Annotated in this window: 14 protein-coding genes; 8 read left to right on the forward strand and 6 right to left on the reverse strand. The window is 66.2% G+C overall.

Annotated elements, in window-relative coordinates:
• The first annotated feature begins 63 nt into the window (after nt 1-63).
• Nucleotides 64-846 carry an SDR family oxidoreductase gene (locus NKI69_RS16605; RefSeq protein ID WP_352722041.1) on the forward strand — a complete coding sequence of 261 codons (783 nt, stop codon included), beginning with the start codon at nt 64-66 and terminating at the stop codon, nt 844-846.
• A gap of 134 nt (nt 847-980) precedes the next feature.
• Here NKI69_RS16605 and NKI69_RS16610 read toward each other — a convergent pair whose 3' ends face one another.
• Entirely contained in the window at nt 981-2,483 is a 1,503-nt protein-coding gene (locus tag NKI69_RS16610) for a helicase HerA domain-containing protein (protein WP_127297074.1), read from the reverse strand.
• A gap of 206 nt (nt 2,484-2,689) precedes the next feature.
• Here NKI69_RS16610 and NKI69_RS16615 point away from each other — a divergent pair, with 206 nt between their 5' ends.
• Nucleotides 2,690-2,995, forward strand: coding sequence for a hypothetical protein (locus tag NKI69_RS16615; protein ID WP_013530714.1), 306 nt, complete (start codon nt 2,690-2,692; stop codon nt 2,993-2,995).
• Between the two features lie 58 nt (nt 2,996-3,053).
• Here the strand turns inward: NKI69_RS16615 and NKI69_RS16620 are convergent, their stop codons facing one another.
• From NKI69_RS16620 to NKI69_RS16630, 3 genes are all read right to left on the reverse strand, one after another.
• Nucleotides 3,054-3,884 (reverse strand): aldo/keto reductase, encoded by an 831-nt coding sequence (locus tag NKI69_RS16620; RefSeq protein WP_352674184.1) that lies wholly within the window; start codon nt 3,882-3,884, stop codon nt 3,054-3,056.
• 144 nt (nt 3,885-4,028) lie between these two features.
• Nucleotides 4,029-4,661, reverse strand: coding sequence for a Vgb family protein (locus tag NKI69_RS16625; RefSeq protein ID WP_352722043.1), 633 nt, complete (start codon nt 4,659-4,661; stop codon nt 4,029-4,031).
• A 35-nt stretch (nt 4,662-4,696) separates the two neighbouring features.
• On the reverse strand, nt 4,697-5,917 hold the full coding sequence (locus tag NKI69_RS16630) for a helix-turn-helix domain-containing protein (protein WP_352722045.1): 1,221 nt from the start codon (nt 5,915-5,917) through the stop codon (nt 4,697-4,699).
• Nucleotides 5,918-6,210: 293 nt separating this feature from the next.
• On the opposite strand from NKI69_RS16630, the gene NKI69_RS16635 reads away from it, so the two are divergent.
• The 3 genes from NKI69_RS16635 (at nt 6,211) to NKI69_RS16645 (ending at nt 8,361) form a co-directional block, all read left to right on the forward strand.
• The gene (locus NKI69_RS16635) at nt 6,211-6,963 is read left to right on the forward strand and encodes a DUF899 domain-containing protein (protein ID WP_031213983.1); all 753 of its coding nucleotides are present in this window, start codon (nt 6,211-6,213) and stop codon (nt 6,961-6,963) included.
• An 83-nt stretch (nt 6,964-7,046) separates the two neighbouring features.
• Nucleotides 7,047-7,307: a hypothetical protein gene (locus tag NKI69_RS16640; RefSeq protein ID WP_352722047.1), complete on the forward strand. Its 261-nt coding sequence runs from the start codon at nt 7,047-7,049 to the stop codon at nt 7,305-7,307.
• Between the two features lie 49 nt (nt 7,308-7,356).
• Nucleotides 7,357-8,361 (forward strand): zinc-dependent alcohol dehydrogenase family protein, encoded by a 1,005-nt coding sequence (locus NKI69_RS16645; RefSeq protein WP_352722049.1) that lies wholly within the window; start codon nt 7,357-7,359, stop codon nt 8,359-8,361.
• Between the two features lie 63 nt (nt 8,362-8,424).
• On the opposite strand, the gene NKI69_RS16650 is transcribed toward NKI69_RS16645, so the two are convergent.
• Together NKI69_RS16650 and NKI69_RS16655 are read right to left on the reverse strand one after the other, a co-directional pair.
• Nucleotides 8,425-9,423 (reverse strand): bestrophin family protein, encoded by a 999-nt coding sequence (locus NKI69_RS16650; RefSeq protein ID WP_352611150.1) that lies wholly within the window; start codon nt 9,421-9,423, stop codon nt 8,425-8,427.
• A 56-nt stretch (nt 9,424-9,479) separates the two neighbouring features.
• Nucleotides 9,480-10,100, reverse strand: a complete 621-nt coding sequence (locus tag NKI69_RS16655) for a TetR/AcrR family transcriptional regulator (protein ID WP_352611149.1) — start codon at nt 10,098-10,100, stop codon at nt 9,480-9,482.
• A gap of 289 nt (nt 10,101-10,389) precedes the next feature.
• On the opposite strand from NKI69_RS16655, the gene NKI69_RS16660 reads away from it, so the two are divergent.
• Genes NKI69_RS16660 through NKI69_RS16670 form a run of 3 tightly spaced genes read left to right on the forward strand, consistent with a single transcriptional unit; the run spans nt 10,390 to nt 14,190 of the window.
• On the forward strand, nt 10,390-10,887 hold the full coding sequence (locus NKI69_RS16660; RefSeq protein ID WP_023814339.1) for a (2Fe-2S)-binding protein: 498 nt from the start codon (nt 10,390-10,392) through the stop codon (nt 10,885-10,887).
• Nucleotides 10,884-11,942, forward strand: a complete 1,059-nt coding sequence (locus NKI69_RS16665; RefSeq protein WP_352554559.1) for an FAD binding domain-containing protein — start codon at nt 10,884-10,886, stop codon at nt 11,940-11,942. Before NKI69_RS16660 ends, NKI69_RS16665 begins: the two co-directional genes overlap by 4 nt.
• Nucleotides 11,932-14,190, forward strand: coding sequence for a xanthine dehydrogenase family protein molybdopterin-binding subunit (locus NKI69_RS16670; protein ID WP_352722052.1), 2,259 nt, complete (start codon nt 11,932-11,934; stop codon nt 14,188-14,190). The genes NKI69_RS16665 and NKI69_RS16670 overlap by 11 nt, the downstream gene beginning before the upstream one ends.
• Nucleotides 14,191-14,366: the final 176 nt, after the last annotated feature.

Genomic DNA, 14,366 nt, shown 5'->3' on the forward strand with positions numbered 1-14,366 from the left:
TTCCATGTTGTAAAACGATCGTGCCGCGCTAGCCTGAAACCAGATGCGATGCGGGGGAGAGGAATGGAGCTTCAGCTCAACGGCAAGGTGGCGCTGGTCACCGGCTCGACGCAAGGCATTGGCCGCGCCATCGCCGAGACCTTGGCGCGTTCCGGCGCCGGCGGCCTGCTCGTCACCGGGCGTGATAAGGCCCGCGGCGATGCGGTGGCGGCGGAGCTTTCGCAGCTTGGCACACCAACGCTCTTCGTCGCCACCGACCTCGCCGACCCGGCCGCCCCTGCCCTTTTGGCGCAAGCGTGCATCGAGCGCTTCGGCCGCATCGATGCGCTGGTCAACGCCGCAGGGCTGACCGACCGGGCCTCGTTCCTCGATGCCGATCTCGACGGCTGGGCCTCGCTGTTCGCGGTCAACGCGCGGGCACCGTTCTTCCTCATGCAGGCGGCCATCGCCGACATGAAGAAGCGCGGTCAGGGCGGCGCCATCGTCAACATCCTGTCGATCAACGCCCATTGCGGCTCGCCGGAGCTCGCCGTCTATTCCGCCAGCAAGGGCGCGCTGGCCACGCTGACCAAGAACGCCGCCAACGCCCATCGCTTCGATCGCATCCGCGTCAACGGCATCAATGTCGGCTGGACCGACACGCCGGCCGAACGCGTCATGCAGGCCGACACGCTGGATAACGGGCCGGGCTGGCTCGATGCCGCCAACGCCTCGCAACCTTTCGGCCGCCTGTTCTCGACGAGCGACATCGCGAACCTCGCCGTCTTCCTGCTTTCGGATGCTGCCGGGCCGATGACCGGCACGCTCGTCGACCAGGAACAGTGGGTGATCGGGGCGAACCGATGAGCGCCAGCGAAACGCAAGCGCCCTGCACGGCGCATTTCGGCGTCGGCGATTTCACCGTTGCCGTCAAAAATTGGCCGCGATGACGGTGACTGAAAAAGCCTATCGCCACATTCGCTCAAAGCGCCCGCCCCGCCTCACAGCGCCAGGCTCCCCTGCTCCACCTCCTCGGCATTCGGATCTCCCGGTGCGGTGGCCCAGGCCAATTCGACCAGCGTCACGGTGCGCCGGCCTGTCCCGTCGAGTTGGCAGACGATGAGCCCCTGCTCCTCGATATAGGTCAAGAGGCGCCGGGCGCGGCGCAGCGAGTGCGAGCCGTAGGCGCGGGCGATCGCGGCGTCGCTCGGGCACGGCCAGCCCTCTTTCGCCGCACGGGCGATCATCATGAACACGCCCTGCATGTCGTCGGGCAGCAGCGACGCGCGGACAGAAACGTCCCGCCACGCGTCATCCTGCGTCGTCTCGGAACCAAGGCCGGCACGGGCGCGCGTCAGCATGCGGCGGAACTCCGGCAGGTCCGGCACAACCGACGCGAGGCCTTCTATGCGGCAGCGGACCACGAATTCCTGATAGAGCACCCCGATCACGCGAAAACCCGCATCGGGCTGCGCCAGGATGGCGCGCAGCACACGGTCGACGCGCTCACGACGCTCGGCCAGATCCTCGGCGCTGATTTGTGGCTCCGCCGGCTCGGGGCGCATTTCCAGTGCCGCCGATTTGGCCGCCATCAGCTGGTCGAGCAGGTCCGGCGACGCCGGGCGGCGCGGCGTGCGCACCGTCTCGGGGGGCGGCGCCGCCAGGATGATCGCGCGTGCATCTTCCAGCGCGGATTCCGGCATTGCCATGAGCCGCGGCGTGCCGTTGCGCGGGCTGGTGTCGGTCGGGCCGATGCGCAGCCCCAGCGGACGGCGCGACAGCGCCGGACCGAGCGCCATGAACTGCCCGCGTTCCAGATCACGGAACGCTTCCGCCTGGCGTCTCTCCATGCCCAAAAGATCGGCGGCACGCGCCATGTCGATATCGAGGAAGGTGCGGCCCATGAGAAAATTGGACGCCTCGGCTGCGACGTTCTTGGCGAGCTTGGCCAGGCGCTGGGTGGCAATGATGCCGGCCAGCCCGCGCTTGCGGCCACGACACATCAAATTGGTCATGGCGCCGAGCGAGAGCTTTCGCGCTTCGTCCGACACCTCTCCGGCCACCGCTGGCGCGAACAGCTGCGCCTCATCCACCACCACCAGCATCGGGTACCAGTGGTCACGGGCGACCTCGAACAGCCCGCCGAGGAAGGCGGCGGCACGCCGCATCTGGTTCTCGGCGTCGAGCCCTTCGAGATTGAGCACGGTGGAGACGCGATGCATGCGCGCCCGCTCGCCGGCCGCCTGCAGGCCGCGCTCGGTATGCTGCTCGGCATCGATCACCAGATGGCCGTAACGGTCGCCCAGCGAAACGAAGTCGCCCTCGGGATCGATGATGGTCTGCTGCACCCAGGGCGCGCTCTGCTCCAGCAGGCGCCGCAACAGATGCGACTTGCCGGAGCCTGAATTGCCCTGCACCAAAAGGCGCGTCGCGAGCAGCTCCTCAAGATCCAGCTTCGCCGGGGCGCCTGCGGTCGTCTGTCCCATCTCGATCGCAACGGTCATCTCGACTCAGGCGCTCCTTCGCAGACGGGCTTATCAACTGGGTCACGGCCCGTCGAGCGCGCATGACCGCCTGCGGCGTGTTGCGCACAACTGTGCAGGCACCGTCTGCAGGGTCATCAGCCGATGCCTGACTGAAACTTTGGGTTGACCCCTTCGGACCACGAGGCGACACTCCATCCAACGCTAGGAGTACGAGGAGAAATGCGATGGACGAGCCCGAACGGTGGCGGCACATGTCGACGGCGCCGAAGGATGGCAGCCGGATCCTGGTCACGGTGCGCCCGTCCGAACAGGGGCCGGCGGAAGTCGACCTCGCCTATTGGTCGCGTGCCGACCAGTTCGCCTCGGAAGGCTGGCGCGCATCGGACTCCTCGCCCGGGCGCGTTATCGAATACGCTGACCCGGAACTAAAGTGCTGGATGCCGCTGCCGACGGCCAACCTCAGCCGCGCGTCGATGCCGGCGCCGTGGGAAGGCGAAGACGCCCAGCAGCTGGATGGGTCCGGGATTTAAGAGCGCGGAGAGGCCGGAGATTGGCAACTCCACGGTTGGCGTCTCTAACCTGCTCCTCTCAGAACAGGAACGCGGCCGTGGCGGGGTTGGGCCCGTTGCGGCCTTCGGGCGAATCCATGCCGCGGATCGTCTGCAGGTCCTGCGCATCCAGTTCGAAATCGAAGACATCGAAATTGGCGGCGATGCGATCCCGGCGGATCGACTTTGGAATGACGATCAGCCCCTCCTGGAGATGCCAGCGGATGATCGCCTGGGCGACGGACTTGCCATGTTTTTTGGCGATGCCTGCAATGGTCGGATCGCCGAGCAGCCGGCCGCTGCCCAACGGGCTCCAGCTTTCGATACGGATGTCGTGCTTGGTGTGAAAGTCCCTGACACCGCGTTGCTGGAACTGGGGATGCAGCTCGATCTGGTTGACGACGGGCGTCACGCCGGTTTCCGCGATGATGCGCTCCAGATGGTCCGGGTTGAAATTCGAAACGCCGATCGACTTGATGCGGCCGGCCTGCCGGAGTTCGACCAGCGTCTTCCAGGCCTCGACATATTTGTCTTGGCTGGGCACAGGCCAGTGGATCAGGAACAGGTCGATCTGCTCAATGCCGAGCTTGGCCATGGTGTCATCGAAGGCGCGTAGCGCCGCATCGCGCTGGTGTGCGCCGTTGCGCAGTTTCGAGGTGATGAACAGCTCAGCCCGCGACACGCTGGCGCTGCGGATCGCCTTTCCGACCCCTTCCTCGTTCTGGTAGCCTTCGGCGGTGTCGATCAGGCGATAGCCGGCCTCGATGCCCCAACCCACCACCTCGGCGGTAATATCCTGGTCGACCTGCCACACGCCAAGGCCGAGTTGGGGAATGGCGGAGCCGTCGTTCAATGCAATCTGTTCGGGCATGGGGGATCCTTTGCAAAGCGGGTCCGGGCGTTCTGCCCGGTGCACAGCCTATCTAGGTCCGACAGGGTGCGACGACCACCCGACAGCGGACAAATTGCCGTGTGAAGTGCGCCTGCAGCCGTGATCTCGGCGTCAGCCGCAATCTCATCGCGGCCGGCGCACCGCCCGCACCACACCGGCCGAAGTGCTGCCGCAATAGAGGCGGTCGCCGCCATCGGATTCCAGCCCCGACACGCCCATGCCGGCCGGCATGTCGAGCTTCTCGAGAACCTTGCCTGATCGCGGGTCGACGCGGCGCAGGTCGCTCTGCTCGCCTTCCCAGGTGGCGTGCCATAGCTCGCCCTCGACCCATGTCACCCCGGTGACGAAACGGTTGGATTCGATGGTGCGCAGGATCGCCCCCGTCTCCGGGTCGATCTGATGGATCTTGCGTTCGCGGTATTGCCCCACCCACAGCGTCCCTTCGGCCCAGGTCAGCCCGGAATCGCCGCCGCCGCCTGGCGCCGGAATGGTCGCCAGCACCTGGCCGGTATCTGGGTCGATCTTCTGGATGCGGTCATTGGCAAGCTGGAAGAAATGCTGGCCGTCATAAGCGGTGCCGGCATGTGCCGCGACATCGATCGAGCGCAGCGCCTGCCCGCTTTCCGGATCGAAGGCGTTCAGCTTCTCGCCCGAGGCAAACCAGACGTTGTTGCCGTCAAAGCTCACCCCATGCACCCTCTCCACATCGGCAAAGGGTCCGTATTCGCGCAGGATTTCGGCTTTTGAATGTTTCATGTCTTTATCCTCACGAGATGATCTGATGTGCCTTACTAACCACTCGGCAGCGGCGCCGGGAGTAACAAGGTGGTCGTGAATCCCGCCACCGGCGGCGTCATCCAGCGGCGCGCCCGGCCGTGACCGAAAAACTGCACCTTGCCGGCCTCGCCAAGCTGCTCCAGCGCCCGCTGCACGCTGCGCTGGCCGGTACCGAGCGCCAGCGCCAGCGCCGAACTCGCCCAGGATTCACCATCGGCAAGGAAGGCCAGCACCGCCGCGTGCCGCTCCTCGATCGGCCGCGCCAGCACCACCACCTCGCGTGCGTGGCGCGGCGCCAGCGCGAAGCCCTGGCTGGTCGCGCCGATGTCGGCCAGCCCGCGCAATTCGGCGCGCAGCCGGCCGATCTCGACCCGCAGCCGCGCCCTATGCGATTCATCGGCGTGCCTGCCGCCGAAGGCTTCAGCGATCAACCTCGCCCTCGACACATCGCCTGGCCACGCTTCGGCGAGTGTACGGGCCAGCGCAAACAGCACCGGGCGCGTTGCCAGCGAGACCGTTTTCTCCTGTTGGCGCACGACGTAGCGAAAGCTATCGACCAGCAGCGCCGGCGACGCCTGCAACGCCTCGACGTCCTCAAGCAGCAACGGGCGCTGATTGCCAGCCGCGATCAGCCGCGCCGCCGGCGTGTCCAGCGCCAGGAAAGCGCTGTCGACCTCTGCCATCAGGCCCGGAATGCCGGCCCGGCGGGCGGCGTGGCGTGCCCACTCCAACGCCCTGCGCGCCGGCTTCGTCTTGAGGCGCCGCATCGCGATGCCGGCGACGGCGAGCTCGTGCGCGGCCCTCGAGGCCGGCGGAAGCGGCATCGGATCGAGCCCGGCCAGCACATCTTCAGCCTCATCGAGACGGCCGATCAGCAGCAGACGCCGCACCTTGAGGTGGCCGGCATGCGCGGCGTTCAGCCGGTCGCCATGCTTTTCCAGCGTCGCCCGCGCCGCATCCAAAGCCTTGGCGGGCCAGCCGAGGTCACGCGAAACCAGCGCGATCTCGGCCTCGGCGACGACGCATCTGGCGCGCGCCACCGCCTCTTTGGAGCCGAAGCCACGCGCGGCACGCCGCAGCAGCGCCTTGGCGCGATCAAGATCGCCGAGCTGCGCCATCGCGATGCCGCGCAGCGCCAGCGCCGGCGCATCCTCACGCAAGGCAACGCGGTCCAGCGCGCCGAGCGGATCGCCTCCGGCCAGCGCCAGTGCCGCGGCGGTGATCAGCGAATCCATTCAAATCCCGTCACACTTGTAACTCCCACCCCCAGCGCTCAGCGCCCTAACTTAAGTCATGGCCGCCAACCAGCAAGCCGTATCGGCAGCGGCACAACAAGGGAGAACCACGCGATGAACGACACTGTCGGGGGCACTGAGCGGATGCGCCACCCCTGCTGCGGCGGGCCGGCTCTTTCAAATCCCGTCACACTTGTAACTCCCATCCCCGCGATTGACCGCCCTATTCTAGCTCACGGCAAGCAACCACACGTCGCAACCGCGCGGCAACAGACTGGCAAAGGAGACGACCAATGACCAAGCACATCGCAATGAAGACCCCGCCGATCGTTTCGAGGCAGGACTGGGAAGCCGCCCGCGAACAGATGCTGGTGAAGGAAAAGGCAACGCTGCGCGCCAAGGACGCATTGGCCGCCGAGCGCCGGCGCATGCCCTGGATGGAAGTGGACAAGGCCTATGTGTTCGAGGGGCCGAACGGCAAAGCGAGCCTGCTCGATCTGTTCGAAGGCCGCCGCCAGTTGATCGTCTACCGCGCCTTCTTCGAGCCCGGCGTGCATGGCTGGCCAGATCACGCCTGCCGCGGCTGTTCCCTTGGCGCCGACCAGGTCGGCCACCTCGCCCATCTCAATGCCCGCGACACTACGCTTGCCTACGCTTCACGTGCCCCGCAGGCCGACATTGCGCGGCTGAAGCAGCGGATGGGCTGGGAGATGCCGTGGTACACAATCACCGACAGTTTCGACAAGGACTTCGGCGTCGACGAATGGCACGGCCACAACGTCTTCATCCATGACGGCGACCGCATCTTCCGCACCTACTTGATCAACAGCCGCGGCGACGAGGCGATGGGCACCGTCTGGAGCTATCTCGACGCGACGCCGCTCGGCCGCCAGGAAATCTGGGAAGACTCGCCTGAGGGCTATCCACAGACTCCGCTCTACTCCTGGTGGAACTGGCACGACAATTACGACGCCGGGGCCGACAAGAAATGGGAAGAAGTGTCTGCTGCCGGCGAAGCTGCATTCCGCGACAAGGGCGAGCAGTAACGGTTGTCCAGCCTGGGTTCCTGTCCCCGCTCCGTGAGGAGAGGAACCAGTCGGGGCTGGCATAATCATCAGGGATCAAGACCATGAGCGATATCCACACAGGTGCCGGCAGCGCGATCCCGGAAGCCACCACCCTCGGGCTGGCCGACTGGCTTTGCCTTGCCGCGGCACCGACCTTCGCCGTGATGGCGCTGCTCACCTGCATCTTCTGCGGCGATGCGGCCATGCAGTGCATGGGCACCAACGCCTCGCCGCTCACGGGTATGGCCGCGATGTATCTGCTGATGAGCGCATTCCATCTGGCGCCCTGGCTGCGGGTGATTTCCGGCAGGCAGGTCCGCTAGGCGCAGCGCGCCGTTCCAATTCCAAACACCCCACAAATCGGAGAAGACAATGAGACTGGTCAGGCTGAGAGCGCCGGGCGGCTTGGGCAATCTCGACCTGGTCGAGGAAGATCCGCCCCAGCCAGGGCCGGGCGAGGTGCTGGTCAGGATCCGGGCTTGCGCGTTGAACATGCGCGACGACTTTGCCGTGCAAGGCAAGATGCCTCTCGCCGACGGCCGCGTTCCACTCTCCGACGGCGCCGGCGAAGTGATTGCCCTCGGCGACGGTGTCGATGCACTCAAGCCCGGAGACAGCGTCGTCAGCGTCTTCTATCCCTGGTGGCTGGGCGGCGACATGATGCCCTCGACCCGGCGCGATATTCCGGGAGACAGTTTCGACGGCTTCGCCAGCGAGTATGTCTGCATGCCGGCGCACGCTTTCACTAGGGCACCGACAGGCTATACGCATGTCGAGGCGGCGTCGCTCACCTGCACCGGCGTTACTGCCTGGCGCGGCCTGGTTGTGTGCGGCAAGGTGAGGCCGGGCGACGCGGTGCTGGTCCTCGGTTCGGGCAGCGTATCGCTGTTCGCGCTGCAATTCGCCAAAGCCGCCGGCGCCCGGGTCATCGCCACCTCATCCGACGAGCAGAAGCTGGAGCGGCTCAAGCGCCTCGGAGCCGACGCCATCATCAACTACAAGTCCGTCCCGGACTGGGGCCGCAAGGCCAGGGATTTGACCGACGGACGCGGCGTCGATCACGTGATCGAGGTCGGCGGACCCGCCACGCTGGCGCAGTCCATTGCGGCCTGCAGAACGGGCGGTCACATCGCGCTGGTCGGAGTCCTGACCGGCTTTGCGGCGGAAGTGTCTATCCCCGCCCTGTTTTCCAACCAGATCCGCATCAGCGGCATTTCCATCGGCAGCCGGGCCGACCAGGAGGATATGATCCGGGCGATAGAGGCTATCAGGCTGAAGCCCGTCATAGACCGCCATTTTCCGCTGCAGGACATCGCCACCGCCTTCGCGCACTACGAATCCCAAAAGCATTTCGGCAAGGTCTGCCTTGAAGTTTGAGCACTCTCCACCAGCAGCACGATGAAGGGGACCGTCGGGTCCGTGCCTTCGTCGTGATTCTGCCTAGGTCGCGATGTCGTTGACCGGCAGCAGGGGCTTGGGAAGGTCGGCCTCACCGAGCCCGCTGCGCAACTCGATCTCGATGTCGCGGCATATCTGCGAGATCGGAACGTCGTTGGCGTTGCCCTCGAATGGGTTGGCGCTGCTTTCGCCGACCTGGTCGAGGGACATGTAAGCCCAGCCCAGCAGCGTGCTGAACGGGATCGTCAGCCAGATTGCGATCGACCCGAGCGCGCCACCCAGTTTGCCCATATCGGCAAAGACGGGAACGACCCCGAATGGCAGCAGCGTGCAGAAGATCATCACGAACATCGAACTGACGATGGCGTATTGCCTGGGATAGGGATTGTTCTTGATGCGATCGCAGCGCGCCTGCTGGTCATGGAAGTCGCGGATCAGCTTGGTCAGTTCGCCATAGATCTGAGGAGGGAGCTTTGTGTCCTTGAACAGCGCATTGACCTGGACAGATTGCAGTTCGAGCAGGGCTATCGCCGGCTGGGGCGATTTCAGGACGTCCTCGGCCTGTTCGGCGAGCAGTGGAGCCAGCTCGTTGGCGACCGAGCTCGCATCCTCATGGATACGGTAGCGCCGCCGGTATTCGATATTGGCGGCCCGCGCCATGGATTCCCATGGCATCGGCCGGCGCAGGGAAAAACGCAATGCCGTCATCCAGGCGATGTGGCGATAGATGAGCTGTCTGGCCGTCGGCGCGTCGAGGAAATCCCTGCAGAAATTGGACCACAACCGGCTGCTGGCCGTAATTTGCGTAAAAGCCTGCAGCGCGTCGCTGCTGCGGGTGAACACCTGCGAATTCTTGAACCCGGCAACGAGTGATACGGTGGTGCCAAGCACCAGCACCACCGACCATGGCACCGAGAACCCGGCGATGCCCGGAAAACGGTAGGCCGCCACGGCCAGTCCGCTCACCACCACCATGTAGATGACGCTGCGCCGCGACCAGAGCGCGAAATCCACTATTTTGTAGGAACGGCCTACATACATCGGGTCCCCTCAACTTATCGACAGGTGTGGTTTTGCACCGCCGGAATCTCGTCGCCTCATTGCGCCTTTGCAGCCCCGAACCGCAACCCGTCCATCAGCAGCTTGACCAGCCGGCGCGAACGGTCGCGCCATTCCGGGGTGTCGGGTGCCGAGTAGATGCCCGACAGCGCGTGCAGCACGTCGGAAGCGTCGACGTCGCCGCGGATGGTGCCGTCGGCCACCGCCGCCTCGACCAGTCGTCGCAAGGCTTGCGACACCCGGCCGAACGTGTCGGAAAACAGCGTCGAATTGGTGGTGAGCACAATGCGCAGGCTGGTCGCCAGGCCGCGCTTGGTGGCGATGTAGTCGACGAAGCGCTGCATCCACTGTTCCAGCGCGACATCGGACGGATGTTTTTGGGCAAGCTCGCCGGCGGCCGCGCACAGCGCCTCCACCTCGCGGCGATAGACCACCTCGACCAGATGCTCGCGCGTCGGGAAATGCCGGTAGAGCGTGCCGATGCCGACGCCGGCGCGGCGCGCGATCTCCTCCAGCGAGCCATCGATTCCGCGCTCGGCAAAGACTGACACCGCCACCTCGACCAGCCGGTCGCGGTTGCGCCGCGCATCGGCGCGCAGCGGCTTTGCGTCTACGGCCTCGGCCTTCTGTTCAGCAATGGCGGACGGCTCGCTGGCCAATTTTTCTCCACATCGTGTCAGGGGGCTTGAACCCGGCCGGGTCAGCCACCACGTAATAAACGGAGGCGCCTCCGTTTTAGTGGAGCACCTTTATCATATAATCAGGGGAACCGGTATGTCACGTCTTTCGAACACGCAAGCCGACATCTCCCCTGCCCGCCTGCCTCGCGGGAGACCCGCTGCCATCTCCGCTTTCGCCGTCAAGACCTGACCGAACGGTTACCTTGCCCTTCTGCGGCAAGGCACCAGTTCAATCCCATCCGCGTCAAGCAACTGGAGCCAGACGCCCATGACCAGCCTTCCCATCACCCTCACCATCAACGGACACAAACACGAACTGGAGGTCGATCCACGCGTAACCCTGCTCGACCTGCTGCGCGAGCGGCTCGATCTCACGGGCACCAAGAAGGGCTGCGATCGCGGCCAGTGCGGCGCCTGCACGGTGCTGGTCGACGGCAAGCGCATCAACTCGTGCCTGGCGCTGGCGGTCAGCCATGACGGCGCCCAAGTCTTGACCATCGAAGGCGTCGCCCACGGCGAGGAACTGCATCCTGTGCAGGCCGCCTTCATCGCCCATGACGGCTTCCAGTGCGGGTTCTGCACGCCCGGCCAGATCATGAGCACGCTCGGCCTGATCGCCGAGGGACAGGCCGGCGACGATCCCGAACGCATCCGCGAGGGGCTGAGCGGCAACATATGCCGCTGCGCGGCCTATGGCGGCATCGTCGAGGCCGTCCTGGAAGCCCAGCAACAGCTTGTCAAAGCCGACCGGAGGACCGCGGCATGAGAGACTTCGACTACATCAGGCCCGCCACCATCCCCGACGCCATCGCCGCGGCAGCCGAGCCGGGCTCGGCCTATCTCGCCGGCGGCACCAATCTGCTCGACCTGATGAAAGGCGGCATCACCAGTCCCGAGCGTATCGTCGACATTTCCAGGTTGCCGGAGCTCAACCGCATCGAACGGCTGGACGATGGTGGCCTGCGCATCGGTGCGCTGGTCCGTAATGCCGACCTTGCCTACGATCCGGCGTTCGCCAAATCCTATCCGGCGGTGGCCGAGGCGCTGCTGTCGGGCGCTTCGGCTCAGCTTCGCAACGCCGCGACCGTCGGCGGCAATCTGTTGCAGCGCACGCGCTGCAGCTATTTCTACGACACCGCCAGCGCCTGCAACAGGCGCGAGCCTGGCGCCGGCTGCGACGCGCTGGAAGGCGAGAACCGCCTGCACGCCGTGCTCGGCTGGAGCGATGCCTGCATCGCCACCCATCCGTCGGACTTCTGCGTGCCGCTGGTGGCGCTCGATGCGGTGGTCGAGATCGAGGGCAAGAAGGGCCGGCGCCATGTGACGCTGGAGGAATTCCACCGGCTTCCCGGCGAAACGCCGCAACGGGAGAATGCGCTGGAGCCCGGCGACCTGATCGTGGCAGTGCGCCTGCCGGCGGAGGCGGCCTCCTTCTCCGCCAATGCCCGTTACCTGAAAGTCCGCGAACGCACCTCTTATGCTTTTGCCGTCGTATCGGCCGCGGCAGCGCTCGTCGTCGATGACGGCAAGATCCGCGCCGCAAGGCTGGCGCTGGGCGGCGTCGCGGCCAAGCCGTGGCGGGCACGAACGGCGGAAGCCGTCCTGCTTGGCGCGGACGCCAACGAGGTGAACTTCGCCAGTGCGGCGGAGGCCGCCCTGGCCGATGCCAGCCCATCCGGCGACAATGCGTTCAAGATCGAGCTTGCCCGACGCATCGTGGTCAGGGCGCTGATGTCTGCCCAGGCGGGAACGCCCGAGCGGCTGCCTGCCCTTCCTGCCTCCCCGTTCTCGAACATTCCCGGAGCGCGCCATGACGCTTGAACTCAGCCTCAACCAGCAACCCGCCCATGCCCGGCAGGGTTCCAGCATCGGCCAGCCGCTGACCCGTCGCGACGGCTTTCTGAAAGTCACCGGAGCCGCGCGCTATGCCGCCGACAACCATCCGCCCGGCATGCTTTACGCCGTGCTCGCTGTCTCTAGCATCGCGCGCGGCCGCGTTGCCGCGCTGGATATCGAGGCGGCCAAGGCGCACCAGGGCGTGGTCGAGGTGATGACGCCCAAGAACCGGCCGGCGCTCGCCGCCGATCCGGATGCCAAGGACCATCCCTTCATGTTCCGGCTCGACCTGCTGCAAAACGATCAGGTCCGCTACCCCAACCAGAGCATCGCCGTGGTGATCGCCGAGACGCTGGAGGCGGCGACCGAGGGGGCGGCGCTGCTGTCGCCGCGTTATGAAGTGCTGCCGGCGCGCGTTGGCCTCGACGGCGCTGAAAGCTTCGTGCCGCGCGGTGTCGGTGTCGGCGGTCCGGCGGTGCAGCACAAGGGCGATGTCGAGGCCGGCCTCAAATCCGCAAAGACGCGGATAGAGGCCACCTACGAGACGCCGGCCCAGTACCACAACGCCATGGAGCCGCATGCGATCGTCGTCGCCTGGGATGGCGACACACTGTCGATCGACACGCCGAGTCAGGGCCTTGCCATGGCGCAGGGCCGCATCGCCGGCCTGTTCGGCATCGCGCCGGAAAACGTCCACATCCGGAGCCCGTTCCTGGGTGGCGGCTTTGGCTCGAAAGGCATGATCTCCGGGCCGCAGGTGCTCGGCATTCTGGCGGCGCGCCTCGTCGGCCGTCCGGTCAAGCTGGTGCTGCGGCGTGAGCAGATGTACGGCCCGGTCGGCCACCGTGCGCCGACGCGCCAGACGCTGCGCATGGGCATGGATGGCGAAGGGCGGCTGACGGCACTCGACCATCACGCCAAGACTGCGTCGAGCACGTTCGACGATTTCTTCGAACCGGCGGCGGATGCCTCGCACACGCTCTATGCCAGCCCGGCCATCGCCACCTCGCACGATGCGGTGCGGTTGGACACCGGTACGCCGCTGTTCATGCGGGCGCCCGGCGAAGCCACCGGCTCGATCGCACTCGAAAGCGCCATCGATGAGGCGGCACACGCTTGCGGCATGGACCCGCTGGAGTTCCGGCTGCGGAACTATGCCGAGGTCGAGCCGATGACCGGCAAGCCGTTTTCCTCCAAGGCGCTGCGCGAGTGCTACAGGCAAGCGGCCGAGACGTTCGGCTGGGCGAGCCGCCCGCTTCAGCCTCGGCTGATGCGCGACGCCGACGGTTTCCTCACCGGCTGGGGCATGGGCACGGCGACCTTTCCAGCGCTCATGTTCCAGGCCGAAGCGCGTGCGGTGCTGAGGGCCGATGGCAGCGGCCTGATGGAGACCGGCGCGCAGGACATGGGGCAAGGCGCCTGGACCGCCTTCGCCCAGATCGCGGCCGACGGACTGGGACTGGATATCGACCAGGTCGATTTCAGGGCCGGCAGTTCCGACCTGCCCAATGCAGGCATTGCCGGCGGCTCCGGCCACACGGCGACGGCCGGCATGGCGATCCACAATGCGGGTGCCGCCGTCATCGCCAGGCTTGCCGATCTCGCCACCGGCAACGAGGCCTCGCCGCTGTTCGGCGCCGGCAATGAAGGCGTGCTGGCGCGCGGCGGCCACCTCTATCGGCGCGACGATGAAAGCCGCGGTGAAAGCTATGCCGAGATCCTCAAGCGCGCGGGCCTCACCGAGATCGAGGGCCATGGCAAAGGCGCTCCCGACCCGGCATCCCAGGAGACCTATGCCAAGCACGCGCACGGCGCCGTGTTTGCCGAGGTGAAGGTCGATCCGGATTTCGGCCAGATCCGCGTCACAAGGCTGGTCGGCGCGTTCGCCGCCGGGCGGATCATCAATCCCAGGCTGGTGCGCAGCCAGTATTATGGCGGCATGATCTGGGGCGTCTCGTTCGCGCTGAATGAGCAAGCCATCACCGACCGGCGCTCGGGCCGGATCCAGAATGCCAACCTCGCCGAATATCATGTCCCGGTGAATGCCGACGTTCCGTCGGTCGAGGCGCTGCTGGTCCACGAGGACGACCCTCATGTCAACGCGCTCGGCATCAAGGGCGTTGGCGAAATCGGCATCACCGGCACGGCCGGCGCCGTCGCCAATGCAGTCTGGCATGCGACCGGCGTGCGGCCGCGGCGCTTTCCGATCCGCATCGAGGACCTGCTGGGGTGAGGAGTGGTCCGCCTAGCGGACGGGAAGCCAATTGCTTGGCTCCCGTCCGACGAACGGTGAAAGCCCGGTCTGCCTTCGGGCGGATCAAAAGGTCCAGTGGACCTTTTTAAGGGGCTGAACGCCCGAAGGACAGGGAGCGGCAGCGAAGGGCCGCACAGCCGGCGCGAGGTCCCGCC

This window comes from Mesorhizobium sp. M0491 (assembly GCF_040321265.1).
GTDB lineage: Bacteria > Pseudomonadota > Alphaproteobacteria > Rhizobiales > Rhizobiaceae > Mesorhizobium.